The sequence below is a fragment of the Allobosea sp. P5_A5 genome (assembly GCF_056400625.1).
The window spans coordinates 85,959-106,482 of sequence record NZ_JBFUKY010000006.1 but is presented as its reverse complement, the minus strand read 5'-3'; the positions used below and the strand labels follow the sequence as shown (position 1 = coordinate 106,482).

The 20,524-nt window shown below is 68.6% G+C and carries 20 protein-coding genes and 1 riboswitch; of the genes, 16 read left to right on the top strand and 4 right to left on the bottom strand.

Annotated elements, in window-relative coordinates; all coding sequences use genetic code 11:
* Positions 1–18: 18 nt before the first annotated feature.
* The gene (cobD, locus tag AC1DR6_RS13750) at positions 19–1,077 is read right to left on the bottom strand and encodes a threonine-phosphate decarboxylase CobD (protein ID WP_476829802.1); all 1,059 of its coding nucleotides are present in this window, start codon (positions 1,075–1,077) and stop codon (positions 19–21) included.
* On the opposite strand from cobD, the gene cbiB reads away from it, so the two are divergent.
* Positions 1,072–2,049 (top strand): adenosylcobinamide-phosphate synthase CbiB, encoded by a 978-nt coding sequence (gene cbiB / locus AC1DR6_RS13745; RefSeq protein ID WP_476829801.1) that lies wholly within the window; start codon positions 1,072–1,074, stop codon positions 2,047–2,049. The two genes, cobD and cbiB, sit on opposite strands and share 6 nt — an antisense overlap.
* Positions 2,050–2,169: 120 nt before the next feature.
* Here cbiB and cobO read toward each other — a convergent pair whose 3' ends face one another.
* Together cobO and cobU are read right to left on the bottom strand one after the other, a co-directional pair.
* Positions 2,170–2,778, bottom strand: a complete 609-nt coding sequence (gene cobO / locus AC1DR6_RS13740) for a cob(I)yrinic acid a,c-diamide adenosyltransferase (protein ID WP_476829800.1) — start codon at positions 2,776–2,778, stop codon at positions 2,170–2,172.
* Between the two features lie 27 nt (positions 2,779–2,805).
* Positions 2,806–3,315 carry a bifunctional adenosylcobinamide kinase/adenosylcobinamide-phosphate guanylyltransferase gene (cobU, locus tag AC1DR6_RS13735; RefSeq protein WP_476829799.1) on the bottom strand — a complete coding sequence of 170 codons (510 nt, stop codon included), beginning with the start codon at positions 3,313–3,315 and terminating at the stop codon, positions 2,806–2,808.
* 147 nt (positions 3,316–3,462) lie between these two features.
* Positions 3,463–3,649, top strand: a riboswitch (cobalamin riboswitch).
* A gap of 128 nt (positions 3,650–3,777) precedes the next feature.
* On the opposite strand from cobU, the gene AC1DR6_RS13730 reads away from it, so the two are divergent.
* The 7 genes from AC1DR6_RS13730 to cobJ are packed head-to-tail and all read left to right on the top strand — an operon-like array spanning position 3,778 to position 12,283.
* Entirely contained in the window at positions 3,778–4,215 is a 438-nt protein-coding gene (locus AC1DR6_RS13730) for a DUF1636 family protein (RefSeq protein WP_476829798.1), read from the top strand.
* Entirely contained in the window at positions 4,212–5,255 is a 1,044-nt protein-coding gene (cobW, locus tag AC1DR6_RS13725; protein WP_476829797.1) for a cobalamin biosynthesis protein CobW, read from the top strand. Before AC1DR6_RS13730 ends, cobW begins: the two co-directional genes overlap by 4 nt.
* 10 nt (positions 5,256–5,265) lie before the next feature.
* Entirely contained in the window at positions 5,266–8,814 is a 3,549-nt protein-coding gene (gene cobN, locus AC1DR6_RS13720; protein WP_476829796.1) for a cobaltochelatase subunit CobN, read from the top strand.
* A complete protein-coding gene (gene cobG, locus AC1DR6_RS13715) occupies positions 8,811–10,088 on the top strand; it encodes a precorrin-3B synthase (protein WP_476829795.1) in 1,278 nt (425 codons plus the stop codon). The genes cobN and cobG overlap by 4 nt, the downstream gene beginning before the upstream one ends.
* Positions 10,085–10,717 carry a precorrin-8X methylmutase gene (locus tag AC1DR6_RS13710; RefSeq protein ID WP_476829794.1) on the top strand — a complete coding sequence of 211 codons (633 nt, stop codon included), beginning with the start codon at positions 10,085–10,087 and terminating at the stop codon, positions 10,715–10,717. Before cobG ends, AC1DR6_RS13710 begins: the two co-directional genes overlap by 4 nt.
* Positions 10,718–10,757: 40 nt before the next feature.
* Entirely contained in the window at positions 10,758–11,477 is a 720-nt protein-coding gene (locus tag AC1DR6_RS13705; RefSeq protein ID WP_476829968.1) for a precorrin-2 C(20)-methyltransferase, read from the top strand.
* Positions 11,474–12,283, top strand: a complete 810-nt coding sequence (gene cobJ, locus AC1DR6_RS13700) for a precorrin-3B C(17)-methyltransferase (RefSeq protein ID WP_476829793.1) — start codon at positions 11,474–11,476, stop codon at positions 12,281–12,283. Before AC1DR6_RS13705 ends, cobJ begins: the two co-directional genes overlap by 4 nt.
* Here cobJ and AC1DR6_RS13695 read toward each other — a convergent pair.
* Complete coding sequence (locus tag AC1DR6_RS13695; protein ID WP_476829792.1) at positions 12,208–12,990, bottom strand: cobalt-precorrin-6A reductase; 783 nt, start codon at positions 12,988–12,990, stop codon at positions 12,208–12,210. The genes cobJ and AC1DR6_RS13695 overlap by 76 nt on opposite strands.
* Here AC1DR6_RS13695 and cbiE point away from each other — a divergent pair.
* The 8 genes from cbiE to AC1DR6_RS13655 all read left to right on the top strand — a co-directional run bounded on the left by cbiE (position 12,989) and on the right by AC1DR6_RS13655 (position 20,365).
* Positions 12,989–14,236 (top strand): precorrin-6y C5,15-methyltransferase (decarboxylating) subunit CbiE, encoded by a 1,248-nt coding sequence (gene cbiE / locus AC1DR6_RS13690; protein ID WP_476829791.1) that lies wholly within the window; start codon positions 12,989–12,991, stop codon positions 14,234–14,236. The genes AC1DR6_RS13695 and cbiE overlap by 2 nt on opposite strands.
* A complete protein-coding gene (locus AC1DR6_RS13685; protein WP_476829790.1) occupies positions 14,233–14,625 on the top strand; it encodes a cobalamin biosynthesis protein in 393 nt (130 codons plus the stop codon). The genes cbiE and AC1DR6_RS13685 overlap by 4 nt, the downstream gene beginning before the upstream one ends.
* A 13-nt stretch (positions 14,626–14,638) precedes the next feature.
* Complete coding sequence (gene cobM, locus AC1DR6_RS13680) at positions 14,639–15,403, top strand: precorrin-4 C(11)-methyltransferase (protein ID WP_476829789.1); 765 nt, start codon at positions 14,639–14,641, stop codon at positions 15,401–15,403.
* The gene (locus AC1DR6_RS13675; protein WP_476829788.1) at positions 15,400–16,725 is read left to right on the top strand and encodes a cobyrinate a,c-diamide synthase; all 1,326 of its coding nucleotides are present in this window, start codon (positions 15,400–15,402) and stop codon (positions 16,723–16,725) included. Before cobM ends, AC1DR6_RS13675 begins: the two co-directional genes overlap by 4 nt.
* Positions 16,722–17,330 carry a 5,6-dimethylbenzimidazole synthase gene (gene bluB, locus AC1DR6_RS13670; protein ID WP_476829787.1) on the top strand — a complete coding sequence of 203 codons (609 nt, stop codon included), beginning with the start codon at positions 16,722–16,724 and terminating at the stop codon, positions 17,328–17,330. The genes AC1DR6_RS13675 and bluB overlap by 4 nt, the downstream gene beginning before the upstream one ends.
* Before the next feature lie 265 nt (positions 17,331–17,595).
* Positions 17,596–18,363: an ABC transporter ATP-binding protein gene (locus AC1DR6_RS13665; protein ID WP_476829786.1), complete on the top strand. Its 768-nt coding sequence runs from the start codon at positions 17,596–17,598 to the stop codon at positions 18,361–18,363.
* Positions 18,350–19,096, top strand: coding sequence for an ABC transporter ATP-binding protein (locus tag AC1DR6_RS13660; protein ID WP_476829785.1), 747 nt, complete (start codon positions 18,350–18,352; stop codon positions 19,094–19,096). The genes AC1DR6_RS13665 and AC1DR6_RS13660 overlap by 14 nt, the downstream gene beginning before the upstream one ends.
* A gap of 66 nt (positions 19,097–19,162) precedes the next feature.
* The gene (locus AC1DR6_RS13655; protein ID WP_476829784.1) at positions 19,163–20,365 is read left to right on the top strand and encodes an ABC transporter substrate-binding protein; all 1,203 of its coding nucleotides are present in this window, start codon (positions 19,163–19,165) and stop codon (positions 20,363–20,365) included.
* Positions 20,366–20,524 lie beyond the last annotated feature (159 nt).

Sequence of the window (20,524 nt, the reverse complement as noted above, 5' to 3'; positions counted from 1 at the left end):
CACCCTCGCACGCAAATCTCATGCGTCGCGAGAGGTGTTCGACGCATCCGTGCCCAGCGCGGCCTGCAGGCGGGCCCAGGCCTCTTCATCGCCGGGCAGGCCGAAGCGCAGGCGTTCCGGCCTGTCACGAAAGCGGCGGACATAGAGACCGTCGCGGCCGAGGCGAGCGAAGAGGGCGGGCGCATCTGGCGTCTCGATCAGCCGAAACAGGCTGGTGCCGCCGACGATCTGTCCGTGGCGCGCCAACACCGCATCGAGGCGAGCTGCATCCCGCGCGCGGGCCGATGCCGCTTCTGCAAACCAAGCGGCATCGGCCAGAGCAGCCGCCCCGACCGCTAGAGCCGGTCCGGCAACAGCCCAGGGGCCAAGCGCGTCGCGCAGGCGATCGGCGATAGCGGGCTCCGCCACGGCGAAACCAAGGCGCAGGCCCGCCAGTCCATAGGTCTTGCCGAAGGAGCGCAGCACGAGGGCGGCGGGCGGCAAGGCCGGTATCAGGCTGGCGTCAGGCGTGAAGTCGCAAAAGGCCTCGTCGATGACCAGCAGGCCGCCGCGCGAGGCGCAGCGCCTCGCCTGTTGGGTCAGCTCGGCGCTCGGCAGGATGCGACCGTCCGGATTGTTGGGATTGACCACGACCAGCGTCGCGGCGCCGCGCGCCTGATCGAGCGATGCGATCTCCGCCACGTCGAAGCCCGCCTTGCGCCAGGCATGGGCGTGCTCGGCATAGGTCGGCCCCAGCACCGCGACCGGGCTGCAAGGCGCAAGGCGCGGCAGAAGCTCGATCAGAATCTGGGTGCCGGGGGCGGCGACGAGCCCGAGACGGTCCGGCACGCGATAGGCGACGCGAGCGGCGGCCAGCAACGCCCTCTCGTCCTGCGCACCCGGCAGGCGCGTCCACAGGCTTAACGGCAGCGCCGGAAGCGGGTAGGGGATCGGGTTGATGCCGGTGGACAGATCGATCCACGGCTCGGGCGCCTCGGGAAAAAGCGCGCGGACCGTGGCGAGATCGCCGCCATGCCAGATGCTCTGATCAGCCGCCCCTGCCTCCATCACGATCGCCTCGTCCTCGCCCGCATGCATATCACCGACAGCCTGCCGCTCCTGACGCTCGCCCTCGTGGCCGAGGCGGCGCTCGGCTATCCGCAGCTGCTCTACGCCGCAATCGGCCACCCCGTCACCTGGATCGGCGCGCTGATTGGCTGGCTCGATCGCAAGCTGAACCGGGAGGCCGATGGTTTCATCCGGCGCAAAGCTGCCGGCCTGCTGGCTGTCGCCATCCTGCTTGGAGCGACACTCGCACTGGCCTGGACGATACAGTGGCTCCTGCTGAAGGCTGGACCGTTCGGGTTCGTTCCGCTTGCGCTCGCCGCCTCGACGCTGCTGGCCCAGCGCAGTCTGCACGAGCACGTCGCCCGCGTGGCCGAAGGTCTGGAGCGTGACGGGCTGGCGGGCGGCCGCGCGGCCGTGGCGATGATCGTCGGCCGAAATCCGGAAAGCCTCGATGAGGCGGGAGTGTCACGCGCCGCGATCGAAAGCCTGGCCGAGAATTTCTCGGACGGCGTCGTTGCGCCGGCGTTCTGGCTCGGCCTCGGCGGGCTGCCGGGCATTGCCGCCTACAAGGCGATCAACACGGCCGATTCGATGATCGGGCATCGCACCCCGCGCCATCTCGCCTTTGGCTGGGCGGCGGCGCGGCTCGACGATCTCGTCAATCTGCCGGCCTCGCGGCTCACCGCGCTGCTATTGGTCGGCGCCGCCGCGCTCGACCGGCACGGGGATGCGCGCGGCGCGTGGCGTGCAATCCGGCGGGACGCGCATCAGCACAAATCGCCCAATGCCGGCTGGCCGGAAGCCGCGATGGCGGGTGCGCTCGGCCTGAGGCTCGCTGGCCCGCGGGTCTATGGCGAGATGCTGGTCGAGGATCACTGGATGGGCGATGGCCAGGCCGAGGCGGGCGCTGCCGATATCAAGCGAGCGCTGGGGCTTTATCGCAAGGCCTGCGGGCTGCTGTGGGGTTTGGCGGGGCTGTTGGCCATCATCGCCCTCGCTTAGGCATCATCGGTCGTCATTGCGAGCGCAGCGAAGCAATCCAGGGGGACGGGCGCGACGGCTTCACCCGGTCCTTCTGGATTGCTTCGTCGCTTCGCTCCTCGCAATGACGGCAAAGCGTTCTCAGAACTCGATACCCTCCTGCGCCTTCACGCCGGCGGCGAAATGGTGCTTCACCAGCGTCATCTCGGTGACGAGATCGGCGGCGGCGATCAGTTCCGGCTTGGCGTTGCGGCCGGTGACGACGACGTGCAGGTCGGCGCGCCGGGCAGCGAGTGTTTCGACCACCTCGGCCAGCGGCAGATAATCATAACGCAGGGCGATGTTGAGCTCGTCGAGAACGAGGAGCCGGATCCCCGGATCGGCCATGAGCTCGCGAGCCTTGGCAAAGGCGCGGGTGGCGGCGGCGATATCGCGGGCCTTGTCCTGTGTTTCCCAGGTGAAGCCCTCGCCCATGCTGTGCCATTCGACCTGGCCGGGAAAAGCGTCCAGCGCCTTGCGCTCGCCGGTGTCCCAGGCGCCCTTGATGAACTGCACCACGCCGACCCGCCAGCCATGGCCGAGCGCGCGCAGCATCAGTCCGAAAGCGGCGGTGGATTTACCCTTGCCCGGGCCGGTATTAACGATCAGCAGGCCTTTTTCGACCGTTTTCGCCGCGACTTCGGCATCCTGAACCGCCTTGCGCTTTTCCATCTTTGCCTTGTGGCGCGCGGCGTCGTCGATCTCCGTCATCGTTTCACTCGTCTCATTTCGCTCATTTCATTTAACCTGCATCGGCAATCCGGCGACCATGAAGACCACGCGCCCGGCGCGCGCCGCAAGCGCCTGATGCAGCCGGCCGGCCTCGTCGCGGAAGCGCCGCGCCAGCGCATTGTCCGGCACGATACCCAAGCCGACCTCGTTGGAAACCATCACGATGGGTGCGGTCGCCCTCTCGCAAGCCGCGATCAGGGCCGCGCGGGCGTCGGCCGTGTCGCGCTCGGCGAGGATGAGGTTGGTCAGCCACAGCGTCAGGCAATCGACCAGGATCGGGCGATCGGAACGAGCCTCGATCGCCTCGGCGAGCTCGATCGGCGCATCCACCGTCTGCCAGCCAGCAGGACGACGTGCGCGATGCTCGGCGATGCGCTGCCGCATCTCGTCGTCATAGGCCTGGGCGGTGGCGATGTAGGTCCAAGGCGCGGGCAGTGCCTCGACCAGCGCCTCGGCATGACGGCTCTTGCCGGAGCGGGCGCCGCCGAGGACGAGGGTGAGGTGGGGGATGTCCATGACAATGCTCCGCCTGTCCCAGCCGTCATGCTCGGGATAGACCCGAGCATCTGTTGCCGAACAGAGCTCCGCTACCTCTTCCTGCCGGAGATTCTCGGGTCAAGCCCGAGAATGACGCCATTGCATTGCGCGGCGGCACCGCCGCAGCTATTGATCGTCATCGACGGTGCCTCCGCGAGGAGGTGAAAAGGGAACGCGGTACGAAACCGCGGCTGCCCCCGCAACTGTAAGCGGCGTGTCCGACGCCATCCGCCACTGGATTTCGATCCGGGAAGGCGGCGCCGGACGTCTTGAAGCCGTGAGCCAGGAGACCTGCCGTCGACCCGCAACGATCCAACAAGCTGCCGGCGGGGCGGCTACGGAGACGACAGATGATTTGCTTCCAGCCCTGCCCGGGCGCGAAGGCCCGCATCCGCGCGGCCTTTCCCTCCCGCCATATCGCCCTCGCGCGATCCAGTTGACATGGCGGTCCAAGACCGGCCTCTGGACGAGCGCGAGGGCTCCGCTCTCGGCCTCGCCAGCTGCACCATCCATGTCTGCACGGCCTGCCGCCGCGCCCGCGCCGACCTGCCTGACGGGTACGATCGCCCCGGCATCGCGCTGGCCGAAGCTCTGGCGGCGCAGATCGAAGGTCTCGGCGGTGCAATCTCCGTTGAGCCCGTCGAATGCCTCTCCGTCTGCAAGCGGCCTTGCACCGTCGCCCTCACCGGCGCGGGCAAATGGACCTATGTCTATGGCGATCTCGACCCTCACAGCGCAGTCGAGACGCTGATCGCCTTCGCCAGCCAATACGGCGCGACGCCGGACGGGATTGTGCCCTGGCGCGAGCGCCCCGAGACGATCCGCAAGAGCGTCGTGGCGCGCATCCCTCCCCTTTCGATTACGAGACAGCCCTCATGACCGCCTCTCTCGCCAAGACCCCCTGTACCATCGTCACCGGCTTCCTCGGTGCCGGGAAGACGACGCTGGTGCGCCATCTCCTTGAAAACGCCCAAGGCAAGCGCCTCGCCGTGCTGGTCAACGAGTTCGGCGATCTCGGCTTCGACGGCGAGTTCCTGAAGGGCTGCGGCATCGCCGGCTGCTCGGAAGACGATGTCGTCGAGCTGCCCAATGGCTGCATCTGCTGCACCGTCGCCGATGATTTCGTGCCGGCGCTGGAAAGGCTGCTGAACCGGGCGAATCCGCCCGACCATATCCTGATCGAGACCTCGGGCCTCGCGCTGCCCAAGCCGCTTGTGCAGGCTTTCAACTGGCCGGCGATCCGCGCCCGTGTCACCGTTGACGGCGTCATCGCCGTGGTCGATGGCCCGGCCGTGGCAGAAGGCCAGTTCGCCGACGATCCGGAGGCGCTCGCGGCGCAGAAGGCGGCCGATCCTAACGTCGATCATGACAACCCGCTGGAAGAGGTGTTCGAGGACCAGATCCTCTGCGCCGACCTGATCCTACTCAACAAGAGCGACCTGATCGACGAGGCCGGGCGGGCGCGGGTCAAGGCCGAGATCGCCGCGCATCTGCCCAAGGCGATCAAGATCGTCGAGACCGCTCATGGCAAGGTCGAGCCGGCGCTGATCGTCGGCTTGGGCGCCGCCGCCGAAAGCGATCTCGCCGCCCGCCCCTCTCATCATGGCGAGGGCGAAGGCGAGCACGACCATGATGATTTCGACTCGGTTGCGCTGCCGCTGCCGGCAGGGCTCTCGCCGGAAGAGCTTTCGGCGCGGTTCACCAAGGCGGCCGAGGCGGACGGCGTGCTGCGGCTGAAAGGCTTTGCCGCCGTGCCGGGCAAGCCGATGCGGCTTGTCGTGCAGGGCGTCGGCCGCCGTGTCGGCCATCACTACGACCGGGCTTGGGGGGCGTCCGAGTCACAGGAGGGTCGCCTGACCGTGATCGGCCTGAAGGGTTTCGACGTGAAGGCCGTGCAAGCGGCGCTAGCGGGGGGCTGACGCAGCACCGATGCACCTTCTCCCGACCAGCGAGATCAGGCTCGACGACGGCGAGGACGCCGTCGATCTCGCCTTGCCGCCGGGAGACGTGCTGGTGCTGTCCTTCGCTGACAGTGATCTCTCGGCCCTGGCGACTGCCCTCAGCTCTGCGGATCCTCCGCCGTCATGGTCGGGCTTGTCCCGGCCATCCACGGCTTTGCTGGTCGAAGGTCGCGTTCAAGACGTGGATGCTCGCCACAAGAGCGAGCATGACGGCGAAAGTCTCAGCGTCCGTCTTGCCTCGCTGCGGCAGCTGCGGCATCCGCTTTCGGTCGATCTGCTGATCGAAAAGACGGTGTCGCGCTGCCGCTTCGTGGTGGTGCGGTGCCTCGGTGGCCTCGACTACTGGCGCTATGGCATCGAGCAGCTCGCCAATATCTGCCGGCGCGAAGGCATCGCGCTCGCCGTTCTGCCGGGCGACGATCGCGACGACGAGAGGCTCGCCGAATACGGCACCGTGCCGGCCGCTTGCGCGCAGGCGATCCTGCGCTACTTCAAGGCCGGCGGCACGGAGAATATGCGCCGGATGCTGACTATCGCGGCGAGGTTTCTCGACGCGGGGCGAGCCCCTTATCCTGCCGGCCAGCCGCCTTCGAAGGGCGGGGCCGTTTTTACCGATCTCGCGCCGGTCCCGCTCCCGTCGATCTTCGCTCTGGGAGGCGAGGCGCGGCCGCTGCCTTGGCCAGACGCACTCGCGGCCTTGCCGCCCGACGCGCCGCTCGTGCCCGTCCTGCTGTATCGCTCCGGCATCACGGCCGGCGACACCGCCATGGCCGAAGCTATCTCGGCCGCGCTGGCCGCGCGCGGTCTCGCGCCGCTGCCGCTCGCGTTGACAAGCCTGAAGGACCCCACCGTCACCTCGGAACTTTCGGCCCTGATCGCGCTGCGCAAACCCGCGCTAATCGTCACGACCACCGCCTTTTCCGCCAGAGACGATGCCGGCTTCGTGCTCGACGGCGCCGATTGCCCGATACTCCAAGCCGTGCCTGTCGGCAGTCCGCGTGAGGCGTGGGCCGCTTCGCCACGCGGGCTTTCGGCGGCCGATCTCGCCATGCAGGTGGCACTGCCCGAATTCGACGGTCGCATCGGGGCCATTCCCGTCGCGTTCAAGGCGGAGGAAGCCGACCCGGCGACCGGATTTCGGATGCGTCGGCTCATACCGGATGCAGATGGTATCTCCGCGCTGGCGGATCTGGCGGCCGGGTGGATCGCGCTGGCGCGAAAGTCTGCGCCGGAGCGGCGGCTGGCACTGGTGATGTCGGACTATCCAGCGCGCGGCGGCCGGGCCGGCTTTGCGGTCGGGCTGGATACGCCGGCGAGCATGGCGGCGATCCGGGAGTTGCTGGCAAGGGCGGGATATAGCGTCGGTTCCCTTAGCCCTCATCCCGAGGAGCCGCGAAGCGGCGTCTCGAAGGATGTTCCCCTGCGCTCTGGCGCATCCTTCGAGACGCAAGGCTTGCGCCTTGCTCCTCAGGATGAGGGCTCCAGGTTGATGCAGGCCCTCACCAGAGGCTCCGCCGATGTCGCCCTGCCGGTCTCCAGCTATCGCGACTGGCTCGACATCATCCCCGCCGCCGCTCGCGATACCCTTCTCGCATCGCATGGCGAGCCCGAGGCCGACCCTGCCTGCCGCGACGGGGCCTTTCGCTTCCGCGCCGTGCGCTATGGCAACCTTTCCGTTGCCCTGCAGCCGCCGCGCGACGCGACGCCGGACCGCAAGGCCCGCTATCACGACCCTGATGCCCCGCCTTGCCACGGCTATCTCGCCTTCTATCTGGCGCTGCATCAGGTCGAGGCCATCGACGCGCTGATCCATCTTGGCACCCACGGCACCACCGAGTGGCTGCCGGGCAAGGCGGTGGCGCTCTCAGCCGAATGCTGGCCGCGTCTCGCTGTCGGCGGGCTGCCGGTGGTCTATCCTTATGTGGTCGACGATCCCGGCGAGGCCGCCCCCGCCAAGCGCCGGCTCTCGGCCGTGACGCTGGGCCATCTGCCGCCGCCTTTGGCCGAGGCGGAGGCTTCAGGCGAAACCGCTTTGCTGCGCGATCTTGTCGAGGAGTTCTCGCAGGCGCAGGTTCTCGATCCGCGCCGGGCCGATCTCGTCGCGTCCGAAATCCGGGCTCGGGCCGAGGCGAGCGGGCTTGCCTCTTCCTGCGGTGTCGTGGCCGACATGGCGATGAGCGAGGCGCTGACGCGGCTCGACGCGCATCTTTGCGACATCGCCGAATTGCCTTTTCGCGACGGGCTGCACATCTTCGGCCACTCCGAGATCGACCCGGCATCGGCCCGTAGCGAGCGCGACAATCTGCTCGCGGCGCTGGACGGCCGCTTCGTGCGGCCCGGGCCCGCAGGCTCGCCGCATCGCGGCCGTCCCGATGTGCTGCCGACAGGGCGCAACCTCTCGACGCTGGATCCGCGCGCGATCCCGACGCGAGCCGCCACCAAGCTCGGCCAGCTCGCGGCGCAGGCCGTCGTGTCGCGGCATCTGCAGGACCATGGCGACTATCCGCGCCGGCTCGTGATGGACCTGTGGGCCTCGCCGACGCTGCGTTCGGGCGGGGAGGATATCGCCCATGCGCTGGCCTTGATGGGTGTGGAGCCGCTTTGGGACAGTGCCTCGACGCGCGTCACCGGCTTCTCGATCGTTCCGCAGCCGAAGCTGGCCTTTCCGCGCCTCGACGTGACCGTCCGCATTTCCGGCACCTTCCGCGACACTTTTCCCGAGCAGATCGGGCTGATCGATCAGGCGGCGCGGGCCGTTGCCGCCCTCGACGAGACCGACGACTGGAACGAGCCGGCCGCAGCGCGCCGGCGCGGCGAGCATGGTGCGCGCATCTACGGTGCCGCGCCCGGCCGCTACGGCGCGGCGATGGCCGACCGGGCGCTCGACGGGGAGTGGAGCGAGCGGGCTGAGCTCGGTGCTGCCTATCTCGCCGCCTCCGACCACGCCTATGGCGGCCCTGAAGGCACGGCCCAGGCCGATGCCGGCTTCGCCTCGCGCATCCGGGAAGCCGACGCCTTCCTCCATGTCAGCGACACGCCCGGCCGCGATATCCTGGAGGCGAGCAGCGCGGCGGATGCGATCGGAGGGCTCGCGGCGGCGGCAAAGACGCTCGGCGCGAACCCCGCGCTCTACAGCCTCGACAGTTCCCGGCCGGAAGCTCCCAAGGCAAGGACGCTGGCGGAGGACATCGCCCGCATCGTCCATGGCCGGCTGACGCATCCGCGCTGGATCGCCTCGCAGCTCGCCCATGGCTGGCGCGGCGCGGCCGAACTGGCCGAGGCTGTCGATACGCTCTTCGTCTTCGCAGCGAGCACCGATGCGGTGGCGGACGGGCTGTTCGACGCGGTTTTCCATGCCTATTGCGCTGATACCGAGACCTGGGCCGCGCTTGAGGCCGCCAACGCCCCGGCCGCTGGCGCGATCCGCTCGCGGCTGACCGAGGCCGCCCGGCGCGGGCTCTGGACCAGCCGGCGCAATTCGGTCGGCGCTTTTCTGGCGCGGGACGCGGCGGAATGAGCGCGCCTGCGAAAGACGCGATGCGGCGCGGCTGGTGTCCGAGCACCTTGCGGCCCATGGAGACCGGCGACGGCCTGCTGGTGCGGCTGCATCCGCCGGGTGCGAGGCTCAACGCAGCGCAACTCGCGCGCATCGCGGCGCTTGCAACCGAATACGGCAACGGGCTGATCGAGATCAGCGCGCGCGCCAATCTGCAGTTGCGCGGCGTGACAGTGGACAGTCATCCTCCGCTGGTCGAGCGGTTGTTGGCCGAGGGGCTCGTCGACGAGCATGAGGGCGATGGGCCACAGCGGATCACGCTGGTCTCGCCGCTCGCCGGCTGCGCGGCGGGAACGCCGGGGTTCATCGATGCCGAGGCGCTTGGTCGCGCGATCGAGACCGCCGCCCGTGCCATTGCAGATCTGCCGGCGAAATTTACGGTCATCGTCGATGATGGCGGGGCTTCGTCGCTGGATGGTTTTCCGGGCGATCTCCGGCTGCGGGGCGTCGGAGCCGACGAGTTGATCATGCGTCTGGCGGATGGTCCATGGCGCGGCCCGGTCGCGGCCACGCAAGCGGTCGCCGTCGTCGAGATGATCCTTCGGCGGTTCGCACAGCTGCGGGGCGGCGCGGCTGACCGCATCCGCAGGCTGCACGACCTCGCGGCGGCGGACCTCGCGGCGCTGACCGATGTCGCCGTGGCGGCCGCACCGGGGCGGCGGCCAGCGCCGAAGCGCGCCGGGCTTTTCGGGCCGCCGGGTGGCCCCGTCACCGCCTTGGTCGCCCTGCCGTTCGGCCGCAGCGATGCAAGGACGCTCACGCGGCTTACCGAGGCCGTCGCTGGCGAGCCTGCCGAGATCAGGCTTTCGCCCTGGCGCGGACTGGCTTTTCGCGGGCTTTCGCAATCCGGAGCCGAACGTCTGCTCGCGGTGGCGCAGTCGCTCGGTCTGATCGTCGGCGACGACGATCCGCGCTTGTCGGTGCAGGCTTGCGCCGGCAGCCCGGCCTGCGCGCGGGGCGAGGCGCCGGCCGCCGCCGATGCCGGCCGGCTCACTGAGGCGCTCTTCAACGGGCTGGGCGACATCAGCCTTCATGTTTCGGGCTGCACCAAGGGCTGCGCGCATCCGTCCCCGGCGGACCTGACGCTGGTCGGGCGAGAGGGTCGGTACGACATCGTATGGGGTGGACGCGCGGGCGATGCGCCCGTCGCGACGCTTGACCTGCCGGCGCTGCTGGCGCGATTGCAGCCGGGCGGCGATTTGCGGGCAAGGCTGACGACGGGGCGGAACGGGTGAGCGGGGCTTACGACTACATCCGGGACGGAGCGGCGATCTATGAGCGCTCCTTCGCGATCATCCGCGCCGAGGCCGATCTGGCCCGGTTTTCAGGTGTTGCCGAACGGGTGGTGGTACGGATGATCCACGCCTGCGGCATGACCGACCTGCCGCGCGATGTCGACATGTCCGCCGACTTCGCCGATGTGGCACGCGACGCGCTCAAGGCCGGCGCGCCGATCTTCTGCGACGCGACGATGGTCGCCAACGGCATCACCCGCGCGCGGCTGCCGGCCGGCAACGACGTGCTCTGCACACTGGCCGACCCGCAAGTTGCGGCGCTGGCCGCGCAGATGGGCACGACTCGCTCGGCCGCCGCGATGGAATTGTGGAGGCCGCGCCTTGCCGGTTCGGTCGTGGTCATCGGCAATGCGCCGACCTCGCTGTTTCGCCTACTGGAAATGCTCGATGCCGGTGCACTGAGGCCCGCGGCGGTGATCGGCATCCCCGTCGGCTTCGTCGGCGCGGCGGAATCGAAGGCCGCGTTGGCGCAGGACGGGCGCGTGCCGTTCCTGGTGGTGCACGGGCGCCGTGGCGGGTCCGCCATGGCGGCGGCCGCCGTCAATGCACTCGCGCAGGACAAGGAATAACCCTTTGAGCGCGGAGCCTCCCATCGCTGCCGGCAAGACCATGCTCTACGGCGTCGGCCTCGGGCCCGGCGCGCCCGATTTGATGTCGGTGCGGGCGCACGACGTCATCCTCTCCGCCGACAAGCTCGTGCATTTCTGCAAACGCGGCAGGCGCGGCAATGCCCGCACCACGGCCGATGCGGTCGTGTCGCCTGATCCGGATCGCGAGATCGCGCTGGTCTATCCGGTCACGGTCGAGGCCGAGGTCGGCGACCCCCGCTATGACGGGCCTATCGCCGCGTTCTACGAGGAGGTGACCGAACGCCTCGCAGACGAGATGGAAGCCGGGCAGGTCCTGGCCGTGCTCTGCGACGGCGATCCGTTCTTCTACGGCTCGTTCATGCATCTGTGGCGGCGCTTGTCGGCCCGGTTTGCGACCGAGATCGTTCCGGGCATTCCCGCCATGGCCGGGGGCTGGACGGCTGCGGCGACGCCGATCACCTGGGGCGACGATATCATGACCGTGCTGCCGGGCACATTGCCGGAGGCGGAGCTGGTGCGCAGGCTTTCCGACACGGACGCCGCCGTGATCATGAAGCTGGGCCGGCATCTACCGAAGGTGCGCCGCGCGCTGGTCGCGGCGGGGCTGGCGGACCGCGCGATCTATGTCGAGCGCGCCACCATGGTGGGGCAGGCAGTGGCCCGCCTCTGCGACAAAGCCGATGACGAGGCGCCTTATTTCGCGATGGTACTGGTGCCCGGCGAAGGCCGCAGGCTGTGACGGGCTCTCTGACCATCATTGGCCTCGGCCCCGGCAAGGCGGAATGGATCACGCCCGCCGCGCAGGCGGCGCTCGACGCTGCGAGCGACCTCGTCGGCTATGGGCCCTATCTTGATCGGGTGCCGGAGCGGGTTGGGCGGACCAAGCACGGCTCCGACAACCGCGTCGAGGTCGAGCGCGCGGCCCATGCGCTTCGGCTTGCGGCTGAGGGAAAACGGGTCGCGGTCGTCTCCGGCGGCGATCCCGGCGTCTTCGCCATGGCGGCGGCGGTGTTCGAGGCGCTCGAGGCCGGTCCGGCGGAATGGTGGGCGATCGCGATCGCGGTCGAGCCCGGCATCACCGCGATGCTGGCGGCCGCCGCCCGGGCCGGCGCGCCGCTGGGCGGTGATTTCTGCGCGATCTCGCTGTCGGACAATCTCAAGCCCTGGGAGATCGTGACCCATCGGCTGACGGCTGCTCTCAACGCCGATTTCGTGATCTGCCTCTACAACCCGATTTCGAAGGCGCGGCCGTGGCAGCTCGGCCGGGCGCTGGCGTTGGCGGCGGAGCACCGCGAGGCGTCCACGCCGGTGCTGTTTGCCCGCGCCGTTGGGCGGCCGGACGAGGCACTGCGCGTGCTGACGCTGGTGGAAGCCATATCCGCGGCCGACAGCGCCGACATGGCAACGCTGGTGATGATCGGCGCCTCGAGCACGCGGCTGATTGCGCGCGAAGGCGCGGCGCCTTATGTCTATACGCCGCGCTCGGTAACAAAGAGCTGCTCGGTGGCCAGCAGCCCCTGTGCCACCAGCCAGGGCAGCACCTGATCGATATGGCCGACCGTCTCGACATCGGGCTTGGGTGGGCGCTCCACCATCACGACGGGCAGCGACAGCCGACGCGCCGCCGTGAGCTTGCCGACCGTCGCCGGCCCGCCGGCATTCTTGCTGACCAGCAGCTCGACACCCTCGCGGCGCATCAACGCCTCCTCGTCATCGGCCATGAACGGCCCGCGTGCGAGGATGACGTCGACATGCGGCACCGGCAGCCGGTCCCCGATCGGCTCGATCGCGCGTACGAGATAGCGATGCTGCGGCGCATCGGCAAAAGCCGGCAGCTCCAGCCTGCCGATGGTGAGGAAGACACGGCGCGGCTCGTCGCCAAGCGCCTGCACCGCCGCCTCGACATCGGGCACGGAGCGCCACCGGTCAGCCTCTTGCGGCTTCCAGCTCTCGCGACGGATCGCCAGCAGCGGCACGCCTTCGGCCTTGCAGGCATGTTCGGCATGGAAGGGCATGATCGCGGCGAAGGGATGCGTCGCGTCGATGACGGCGACGATGCCTTCCTCGACCAGATAGCGCCGCAAGCCTTCGACACCGCCGAAGCCGCCGACACGCACCGGGAGATTGCTCGGGCGGGGGTCGACGGTATGCCCCGCGAGCGAGATAATGGCGCGGATATGCGGTGCCTGATCAGCCAGCAGCTGGTCCAGCGCCGCAGCCTCGCTCGTTCCACCAAGGATGAGAACGGTCATGACCACAGTCTTGCGTGAATCGAAGGGCCTGTCGAGCGGCACGGATTCGGTCTGGCTCTCGCTTGTCGGGCTCGGCGAGGACGGCGCGGCCGGTCTCTGCAAGGAGGCGCTGGATGCGCTGAACGAGGCGGAGATCGTCTTCGGCGGGGAACGCCATATCGCCTTGATCGGAGAGGTGCCGGGCGAGCTTCGCCCCTGGCCGCAGCCCTTCCGCAACGCACTGCCGCAGATCCTGGCCGAGCGCGGCCGCAAAATCTGCGTGCTCGCGACCAGCGACCCCTTTCACTACGGCATCGGCAACAGCCTGAGCCGGGCCATTCCCGCCGATGAAATGCGGATCATCCCACAGCTCTCCTCCTTCTCGATGGCCTGCACCCGGATGCGCTGGCCGCAGGAGGACTGCGCACTGGTTTCGCTGCACGGCCGGACGCTCTATCGCATCGTTCCGCATGTGCAGCCCGGCGCGCGCATCCTCGCCTTGTCCTGGGACGAGACGACCCCGCGCGCGGTGGCAGAGCTGCTGACGGCACGCGGATTGGGTGATGCCCGGATCGTCGTGATGGAGGCGCTCGGCGGGCCAAAGGAGCGCATCTGCGAGACGCAGGCCAGTGCCTTCGCGCTCGACGACGTCGTGCCGCTTAACCTGATCGCCGTCGAGATCGGCGATGCCCGCGACGCGCGCATCCTGCCCTTGACGCCGGGGCTGGACGAAGACTGGTTCGCCCATGACGGGCAGATCACCAAGTCGGAAATCCGCGCGATCACGCTCTCGGCGCTGGCGCCGCGCGCCGGCGAACTGCTCTGGGATGTCGGGGCCGGCTCCGGCTCTGTCGCGGTTGAATGGTGCCAGCGGCACCCGCGCAATCGCGCCATCGCCTATGAGGCCAAGCCGGAGCGCGCCGAACGGGTGGCGCACAACGCGCTCGAACTCGGCGGGCTGTCAATTGTGGTCGCAGGCGCCGCGCCTGCCGGCCTGGTCGGGCGAGAGGCGCCGGATGCGGTGTTCATCGGCGGTGGCTTGACCGAGGAAGGTCTGTTCGACGCTGCTTGGGCGGCGCTCAAATCCGGCGGGCGGCTCGTCGCCAATGTCGTGACGATCGAGGGCGAAGCCAGGCTTGCGGCGCTGCATGCCGCACATGGCGGCTCGCTCCGGCGCATCTCGATCGACAGGTTGGCGCCGGTCGGCGGCAAACATGGCTGGCGCCCGGCAATGCCGGTGACGCAATGGCGGGTCGAGAAGCCGTGAGCGGCGGACGCCTCATCGCCGGCATCGGCCTGCGCCCCGGCACCGGCGCGGCCGATATCCTGGCCTGCCTCGACGAAACGCTCGCGGTGGCAGGGCTCGCGGGCGTTGCGACGCCGCTTTTCGCCACGCTGGCCGGTCGGCTGGCGGAGCCCGGCCTGCGCGCGGCCGCAGGCGAACGAGCCGCCGAGATCGTCGCCATCCCCGACGAGGCGCTCAAGGGCTTCGAGGCGTCATGCGCCACCCGCTCGACCCGGATCGCCTCGCTCTACGGCGTCGGCTCGGTGGCCGAGGCCGCTGCGCTGGCGGCCGCAGGTCCTGGAGGCACGCTGGTGCAGCCGCGCATCGCGACCGCGCGCGTGACCTGTGCGCTGGCCCGCTCGGCCTCATGATGCCGCCACGCTCATGACGATCCATTTCATCGGCGCCGGACCGGGCGCGCCCGATCTCATCACGCTGCGCGGACGCGACCTCGTCGCAGCCTCGCCCGTCTGTCTCTTTGCGGGATCGTTGATCCCGCGCGCGATGCTGGACTGGTGCCCGGCGGGCGCGCGGATCGTCGATACGGCGCCGCTCGATCTCGATGCGATCATCGCGGAAATGCAGGCCGCCCATGATGCGGGGCAGGACGTGGCGCGGCTGCACTCCGGCGATCTCTCGATCTGGAGCGCTTGCGGCGAACAGTTCCGGCGGCTCGATGCGCTCGGCATTGCCTATACCATGACACCGGGCGTGCCCGCCTTCGCCGCCGCAGCGGCCGTGTTGAAGCGCGAGCTGACCTTGCCGGGGCTAGCGCAGTCGCTGGTACTGACCCGCACGTCGGGACGCGCTTCGGCGATGCCGGAGCGGGAGACGCTCGCCACCTTTGCCCGATCCGGCGCGACCTTAGCGATTCACCTCTCGATCCACGTGATCGAACAGGTCGTGTCCGAGCTGACCCCGTTTTACGGGGCCGATTGTCCGGTCGCGGTCGTCTTCCGCGCGTCCTGGCCCGACGAGACGGTGCTTGACGGCAGGCTCGCCGATATTGCCGACAAGGTGCGGGCATCCAGGCTGGAGCGCACGGCGCTGATCCTGGTAGGCCCGGCTTTGGCCGCCGCCGATTTCGGCGAGAGCGCACTCTATTCGGTCGATTACGACCGTCGTTTTCGACCGAGGGGCGGCGCATGACGGCGCGAGGTCTGCTGATCGGCGCGCCGCGCTCGGGCTCCGGCAAGACGACGATCACGCTCGGGCTGCAACGCGCTTTGGCCCGGCGGGGGCTGATCGTGCGCGGCCTGAAATGCGGCCCGGACTACATCGACCCGGCCTTCCACGCGGCGGCGACGGGGGCACCCAGTGCCAATCTCGATTCCTATGCCATGCCGCCTGATCTCCTCGCGCAGATCGCCGGTGAGGCGACGGCGCAAGCGGATCTCGTCATCGCGGAAGGCTCGATGGGGCTGTTCGACGCCGTACCCGGACCGGCGGGCCGCACAGGCGCGAGCGCCGACGTCGCGGCACTGATGGGCTGGCCGATCGTCCTGGTCGTCGATGTCTCCGGCGCGGCGCAATCGGCGGCGGCGGTCGCGCTCGGCTGCAAGCTCTACGACCCCCGCATCCGCATCGCCGGCGTGATCCTCAACAAGGTCGCCAGCCCCCGTCATGAGCGGCTGGTGCGGCAGGGCATGGAACGCATCGGCCTCGCCGTTCTGGGCGCGCTGCCGCGCGAGGCGAGCCTGATCCTGCCGGAGCGCCATCTCGGGCTTGTCCAGGCCGGCGAAACGGCGGATCTGCATGCCAGACTCGAGACGCTGGCCGACGCGGTCGGCGCCGCCGTCGATCTCGATGCCGTGCTGGCGGTCGCGGGCGAGACCCTGCTGCCTTCGGGCCCGGTAGGCGCGCCGGCGCTGCCCCCGCCCGGGCGGCGCATCGCCATCGCGCGCGATGCGGCGTTCTCCTTCGTCTACCCGCATGTCGAGGCCGGATGGCGCGCGGCCGGCGCCGAGCTCGTGCCGTTCTCGCCGCTCGCGAACGAAGCACCTGGCGAGGATTGCGACGCCTGCTGGCTGCCCGGCGGCTATCCGGAACTGCATGCCGGCACGCTCGCGCGCGCCGGGCGGTTCATGGCCGGGCTGCGCGATTTCGCGCTCGGCCGGCCGGTTCATGGCGAGTGCGGCGGCTATATGGTGCTGGGCCGCCAGATGACCGATGCCGAGGGCGTGACCCACGAGATGGCCGGGCTGCTTTCGGTCGAGACCTCTTTCGCCCGACGCAAGATGAACCTCGGCTATCGCCGGGCGATCTTGGCCGCAGGTGGAACGCTGGGCCCGGCCGGCACGGCGTTGACGGGCCATGAATTCCACTACGCCAGCATCGTGACGCAAGGCGAGGACCCGCCTTTTGCGAGCGTGACCGACCCGCATGGTTCGGCACCGGCCCCCTCCGGCAGCCGACGCGGCCTGGTGACAGGCTCGTTCTTCCACGCGATCGCGATGGCGCAGCCGGCGTGAGTGCGCCGCCGGTCTTCGACGCCGCCTTTGCGGCGCAGTTCGATGCGCTGCTGCGCTGGCGCCGGGACGTGCGACGCTTCAAGACCGAGCCCCTGCCGGCGGGGCTGGTGGACGATCTGATCGCTCAGGCGGGGTTTTCGCCCTCCGTCGGCCATTCGCAGCCCTGGCGCTGGCTGCGTGTGACCGATGTGGGGCAAAGGGCTGCGGTTCAGGAGAGTTTCAGCCGCTGCAATGCGGCAGCGCTCGCCTCCTATGAAGGCGAACAAGCCAGGCTTTATGCCAGCCTCAAGCTCGAAGGGTTGCGCGAAGCCCCGGAACAGATCGCCGTTTTCTGCGACCACGGCACGGCACGGGGCCACGGTCTTGGCCGGCGGACCATGCCGGAGATGCTGGACTATTCGGTGGTGGCCGCGATCACACAGTTCTGGCTTGCCGCGCGGGCCCGCAATGTCGGGCTCGGCTGGGTCTCGATTCTGGAGCCTGACATGGTTTCGGCCGCGCTCGATGCCCCGCCCGGCTGGAAGCTGATCGCCTATCTCTGCCTCGGTTGGCCGCAGGAAGACAGCGAGACTCCCGAACTGGTGCGAGCCGGCTGGCAGGATTGACGCCTCGGCGGGGCTGAGCGTGATCGACCGCTCGAGCCACCCACAGTCTGGCGGGCGGCGTATCGGTTTCGCTCCGTTCTTTGCCGCACGGCCTCTCCCACGGGACGCGGTGCATGGCGGATCAGACAAAGGGATTAGACAGGCGGCAGCCAAGGGGTTTGAGCCTGCCGCAGCGTTGACTTATGCCGTGAGCGCGGTGCAGCATGCCATGCAAGGGGAAACGAACATCCAAGAAAGACAGTTCGTATGAAGGCTGCTGCTCGGGATGTCTGAAGATATTATTCTTTCGACTTCAGGTCTCACAAAAGCATTTGCCGGCTTCACGGCTGTCAATGGCGTCGATCTCAAGGTTCGACGCGGTTCGATTCATGCGTTGATCGGCCCGAACGGTGCGGGCAAGACGACCTGCTTCAACCTGCTGACCAAGTTCCTGCCGCCGACGCGCGGCACCATTCTCTATAATGGCCGCGACATCACCCGCGAGAAACCGGCCGAGATCGCCCGGCTCGGGCTGGTGCGATCCTTCCAGATTTCCGCCGTCTTCCCGCAGCTTTCGGTGCTGACCAATGTCCGCATCGCCTTGCAGCGCAAGCGCGGCGACAGCTTCGATTTCTGGCGCTCCGAGCGCAGCCTTCGTAGCCTCGACGGCGAGGCCAAGGCGCTGGTCGAGGCGGTGGGCCTGACCCCGTTCCTGCATCTGACCGCCGGCGAGCTGAGCTATGGTCGCAAGCGCGCGCTGGAAATCGCCACGACGCTGGCGCTCGACCCCGAAATGCTCCTTCTCGACGAGCCGATGGCCGGCATGGGCCGCGAGGATGTCGAGCGGATCGAGGCGCTGATCCGGCAGGTCTCGAAAAACCGCACCATCCTGATGGTCGAGCACAATCTTTCGGTCGTGGCCTCGCTGTCGGACCGGATTACCGTGCTCGCGCGCGGGCAGGTGCTGGCGGAGGGCGACTACGCCACCGTCTCGAAGGATCCGCGCGTGATCGAGGCCTATATCGGCTCGGGAGGCGGGCATGGTCCTCACTGACGCGACGAGAGCGCCGGCGCCCGCCAAAGGGCCCGCGCCGCTGCTGAAGGTGCGCGGGCTGGAAGCCTGGTACGGCGAAAGCCATGTGCTTCATGGCATCGACCTCGACGTGGCGCCGGGCGAAGTCGTGACGCTGCTCGGCCGCAACGGCGCCGGCAAGACCACGACGCTGAAGTCGATCATGGGCGTTATCGGCAAGCGCAAGGGCTCGGTGGTGCTGGAAGGCACTGAGACGATCTCGCTGCCCTCGCGCTCCATAGCAAGGCTAGGCATCGGCTTCGTGCCGGAGGAGCGCGGCATCTACGCTTCGCTCTCGGTCGAAGAGAACCTGATGCTGCCGCCCAAGGTGCGCGAAGGCGGGCTGCCCCTGGAGCGCATCTTCAGGCTGTTCCCGAACGTCAAGGAGCGGCTGAGGAGCCAGGGCAACAAGCTCTCCGGCGGCGAACAGCAGATGCTGGCGATCGCCCGCATCCTGCGCACCGGCGCTCATCTACTGCTGCTCGACGAGCCCACCGAAGGGTTGGCGCCGGTCATCATCGAACAGATCGGCCGCACCATCTCGGAGCTGAAGCAGGAGGGCTTCACCATCATTCTGGTGGAGCAGAACTTCCGTTTCGCACAGACGGTTGCGGACCGGCATTATATCGTCGAGCAGGGCAAGGTGATCGACATGATCCCCAATGCCGAGCTCGACGCCAATATCGACAAGCTGCACCGTTATCTCGGGGTTTGAGCCCGCTCGAACCTCCAATCAGAACAGCGCCGGGAAACGCCGGCATTCTCACAGGGAGACGACACGATGAAACTGAAGACCATTCTCGCGACAGGCATGCTCGCCGCCATCATGGCCAGCCCGGCCATCGCCCAGCAGATCTCGGTCAAGGCCGGCGTGCTGAACGACCGTTCGGGCCTTTATGCCGATTTGTCCGGTGAAGGCTCGGTCATCGCCGCGCGCATGGCGGTGGAAGACTTCAAGGCCGCTGAAAAGGGCATCAAGGTCGAGATCGTCTCGGCCGACCACCAGAACAAGCCGGATGTCGGCTCGACCATCGCCCGCCAGTGGTACGATCAGGACGGCGTCGACCTGATCCTCGACGTGCCGACCTCCTCGGTCGCGCTCGCCGTCGCGCAGGTGACCAAGGAAAAGAACAAGATCCTGATCAACTCCGGCGCCGGCACCTCCGACCTCACCGGCAAGGCCTGCACGCCGAACACGATCCACTGGACCTACGACACCTATGCGCTGGCGCAGGGCACCGGCGGCGCGATGGTGAAAGCCGGGGGCGACACCTGGTTCTTCCTGACCGCCGACTACGCCTTCGGCCAAGCGCTGGAGCGCGATGCCACCGCCGTCATCACCAAGGCCGGCGGCAAGGTCGTCGGCTCGGTCAAGACGCCGTTTCCGGGCACGGATTTCTCCTCTTTCCTGCTCCAGGCGCAGGCCTCCAAGGCCAAGGTCATCGGCCTCGCCAATGCCGGCGGCGACACGATCAACTCGATCAAGCAGGCGGGCGAATTCGGCATCACCCAGGGCGGCCAGAAGCTCGCGGGCCTGCTGACCTTCATCAGCGACGTGCATGCGCTCGGCCTGCAGGCGGCGCAGGGCCTCGTGCTGACCGAAGCCTTCTACTGGGACAAGGACGACCAGACCCGCGCCTGGTCGCAGCGCTTCGCCAAGGCCAATGGCGGCAAGATGCCGACGATGGTGCATGCCGGCGTCTATGCCGGGCTGATGCATTATCTGAAGGCGGTCGAGGCCGCCAARAGCAAGGACACCGCGACGGTCGTCGCCAAGATGAAGGCGACGCCGACCGACGATCCGCTGTTCGGCAAGGGCTCGATCGAGTCCAACGGCCGCACGATCCACGACATGTACCTCTACGAGGTCAAGAAGCCGTCGGAATCGAAGGGCCCGTGGGACTACTACAAGCTGGTCTCGACGCTGCCGGGCAAGGACGCCTTCCAGTCTGTCGCCGAAAGCGGCTGCACCCTGCCGAAGTGAAGATAAGCCGCTGACGGTCGCCTTTGCGACAACCAGGCGGCGCATGAAAGGCGTCATTCTCGGGCTCGACCCGAGAATCTCATGACCGGCGGTCGCTGTTTACGAGATGGTCGGGTCAAGCCCGACCATGACGGCTCAAAGCCACCCGGCCCGGGATGC

Coding starts and splice junctions, on each gene's coding strand:
- cbiB (WP_476829801.1), top strand. CDS start 1,072: ATGCATATCACCGACAGCCTGCCGCTCCTGACGCTCGCCCTCGTGGCC.
- cobD (WP_476829802.1), bottom strand. CDS start 1,077: ATGCATGCGGGCGAGGACGAGGCGATCGTGATGGAGGCAGGGGCGGCT.
- cobO (WP_476829800.1), bottom strand. CDS start 2,778: ATGACGGAGATCGACGACGCCGCGCGCCACAAGGCAAAGATGGAAAAG.
- cobU (WP_476829799.1), bottom strand. CDS start 3,315: ATGGACATCCCCCACCTCACCCTCGTCCTCGGCGGCGCCCGCTCCGGC.
- AC1DR6_RS13730 (WP_476829798.1), top strand. CDS start 3,778: ATGGCGGTCCAAGACCGGCCTCTGGACGAGCGCGAGGGCTCCGCTCTC.
- cobW (WP_476829797.1), top strand. CDS start 4,212: ATGACCGCCTCTCTCGCCAAGACCCCCTGTACCATCGTCACCGGCTTC.
- cobN (WP_476829796.1), top strand. CDS start 5,266: ATGCACCTTCTCCCGACCAGCGAGATCAGGCTCGACGACGGCGAGGAC.
- cobG (WP_476829795.1), top strand. CDS start 8,811: ATGAGCGCGCCTGCGAAAGACGCGATGCGGCGCGGCTGGTGTCCGAGC.
- AC1DR6_RS13705 (WP_476829968.1), top strand. CDS start 10,758: ATGCTCTACGGCGTCGGCCTCGGGCCCGGCGCGCCCGATTTGATGTCG.
- cbiE (WP_476829791.1), top strand. CDS start 12,989: ATGACCACAGTCTTGCGTGAATCGAAGGGCCTGTCGAGCGGCACGGAT.
- AC1DR6_RS13695 (WP_476829792.1), bottom strand. CDS start 12,990: ATGACCGTTCTCATCCTTGGTGGAACGAGCGAGGCTGCGGCGCTGGAC.
- cobM (WP_476829789.1), top strand. CDS start 14,639: ATGACGATCCATTTCATCGGCGCCGGACCGGGCGCGCCCGATCTCATC.
- AC1DR6_RS13675 (WP_476829788.1), top strand. CDS start 15,400: ATGACGGCGCGAGGTCTGCTGATCGGCGCGCCGCGCTCGGGCTCCGGC.
- AC1DR6_RS13665 (WP_476829786.1), top strand. CDS start 17,596: ATGTCTGAAGATATTATTCTTTCGACTTCAGGTCTCACAAAAGCATTT.
- AC1DR6_RS13660 (WP_476829785.1), top strand. CDS start 18,350: ATGGTCCTCACTGACGCGACGAGAGCGCCGGCGCCCGCCAAAGGGCCC.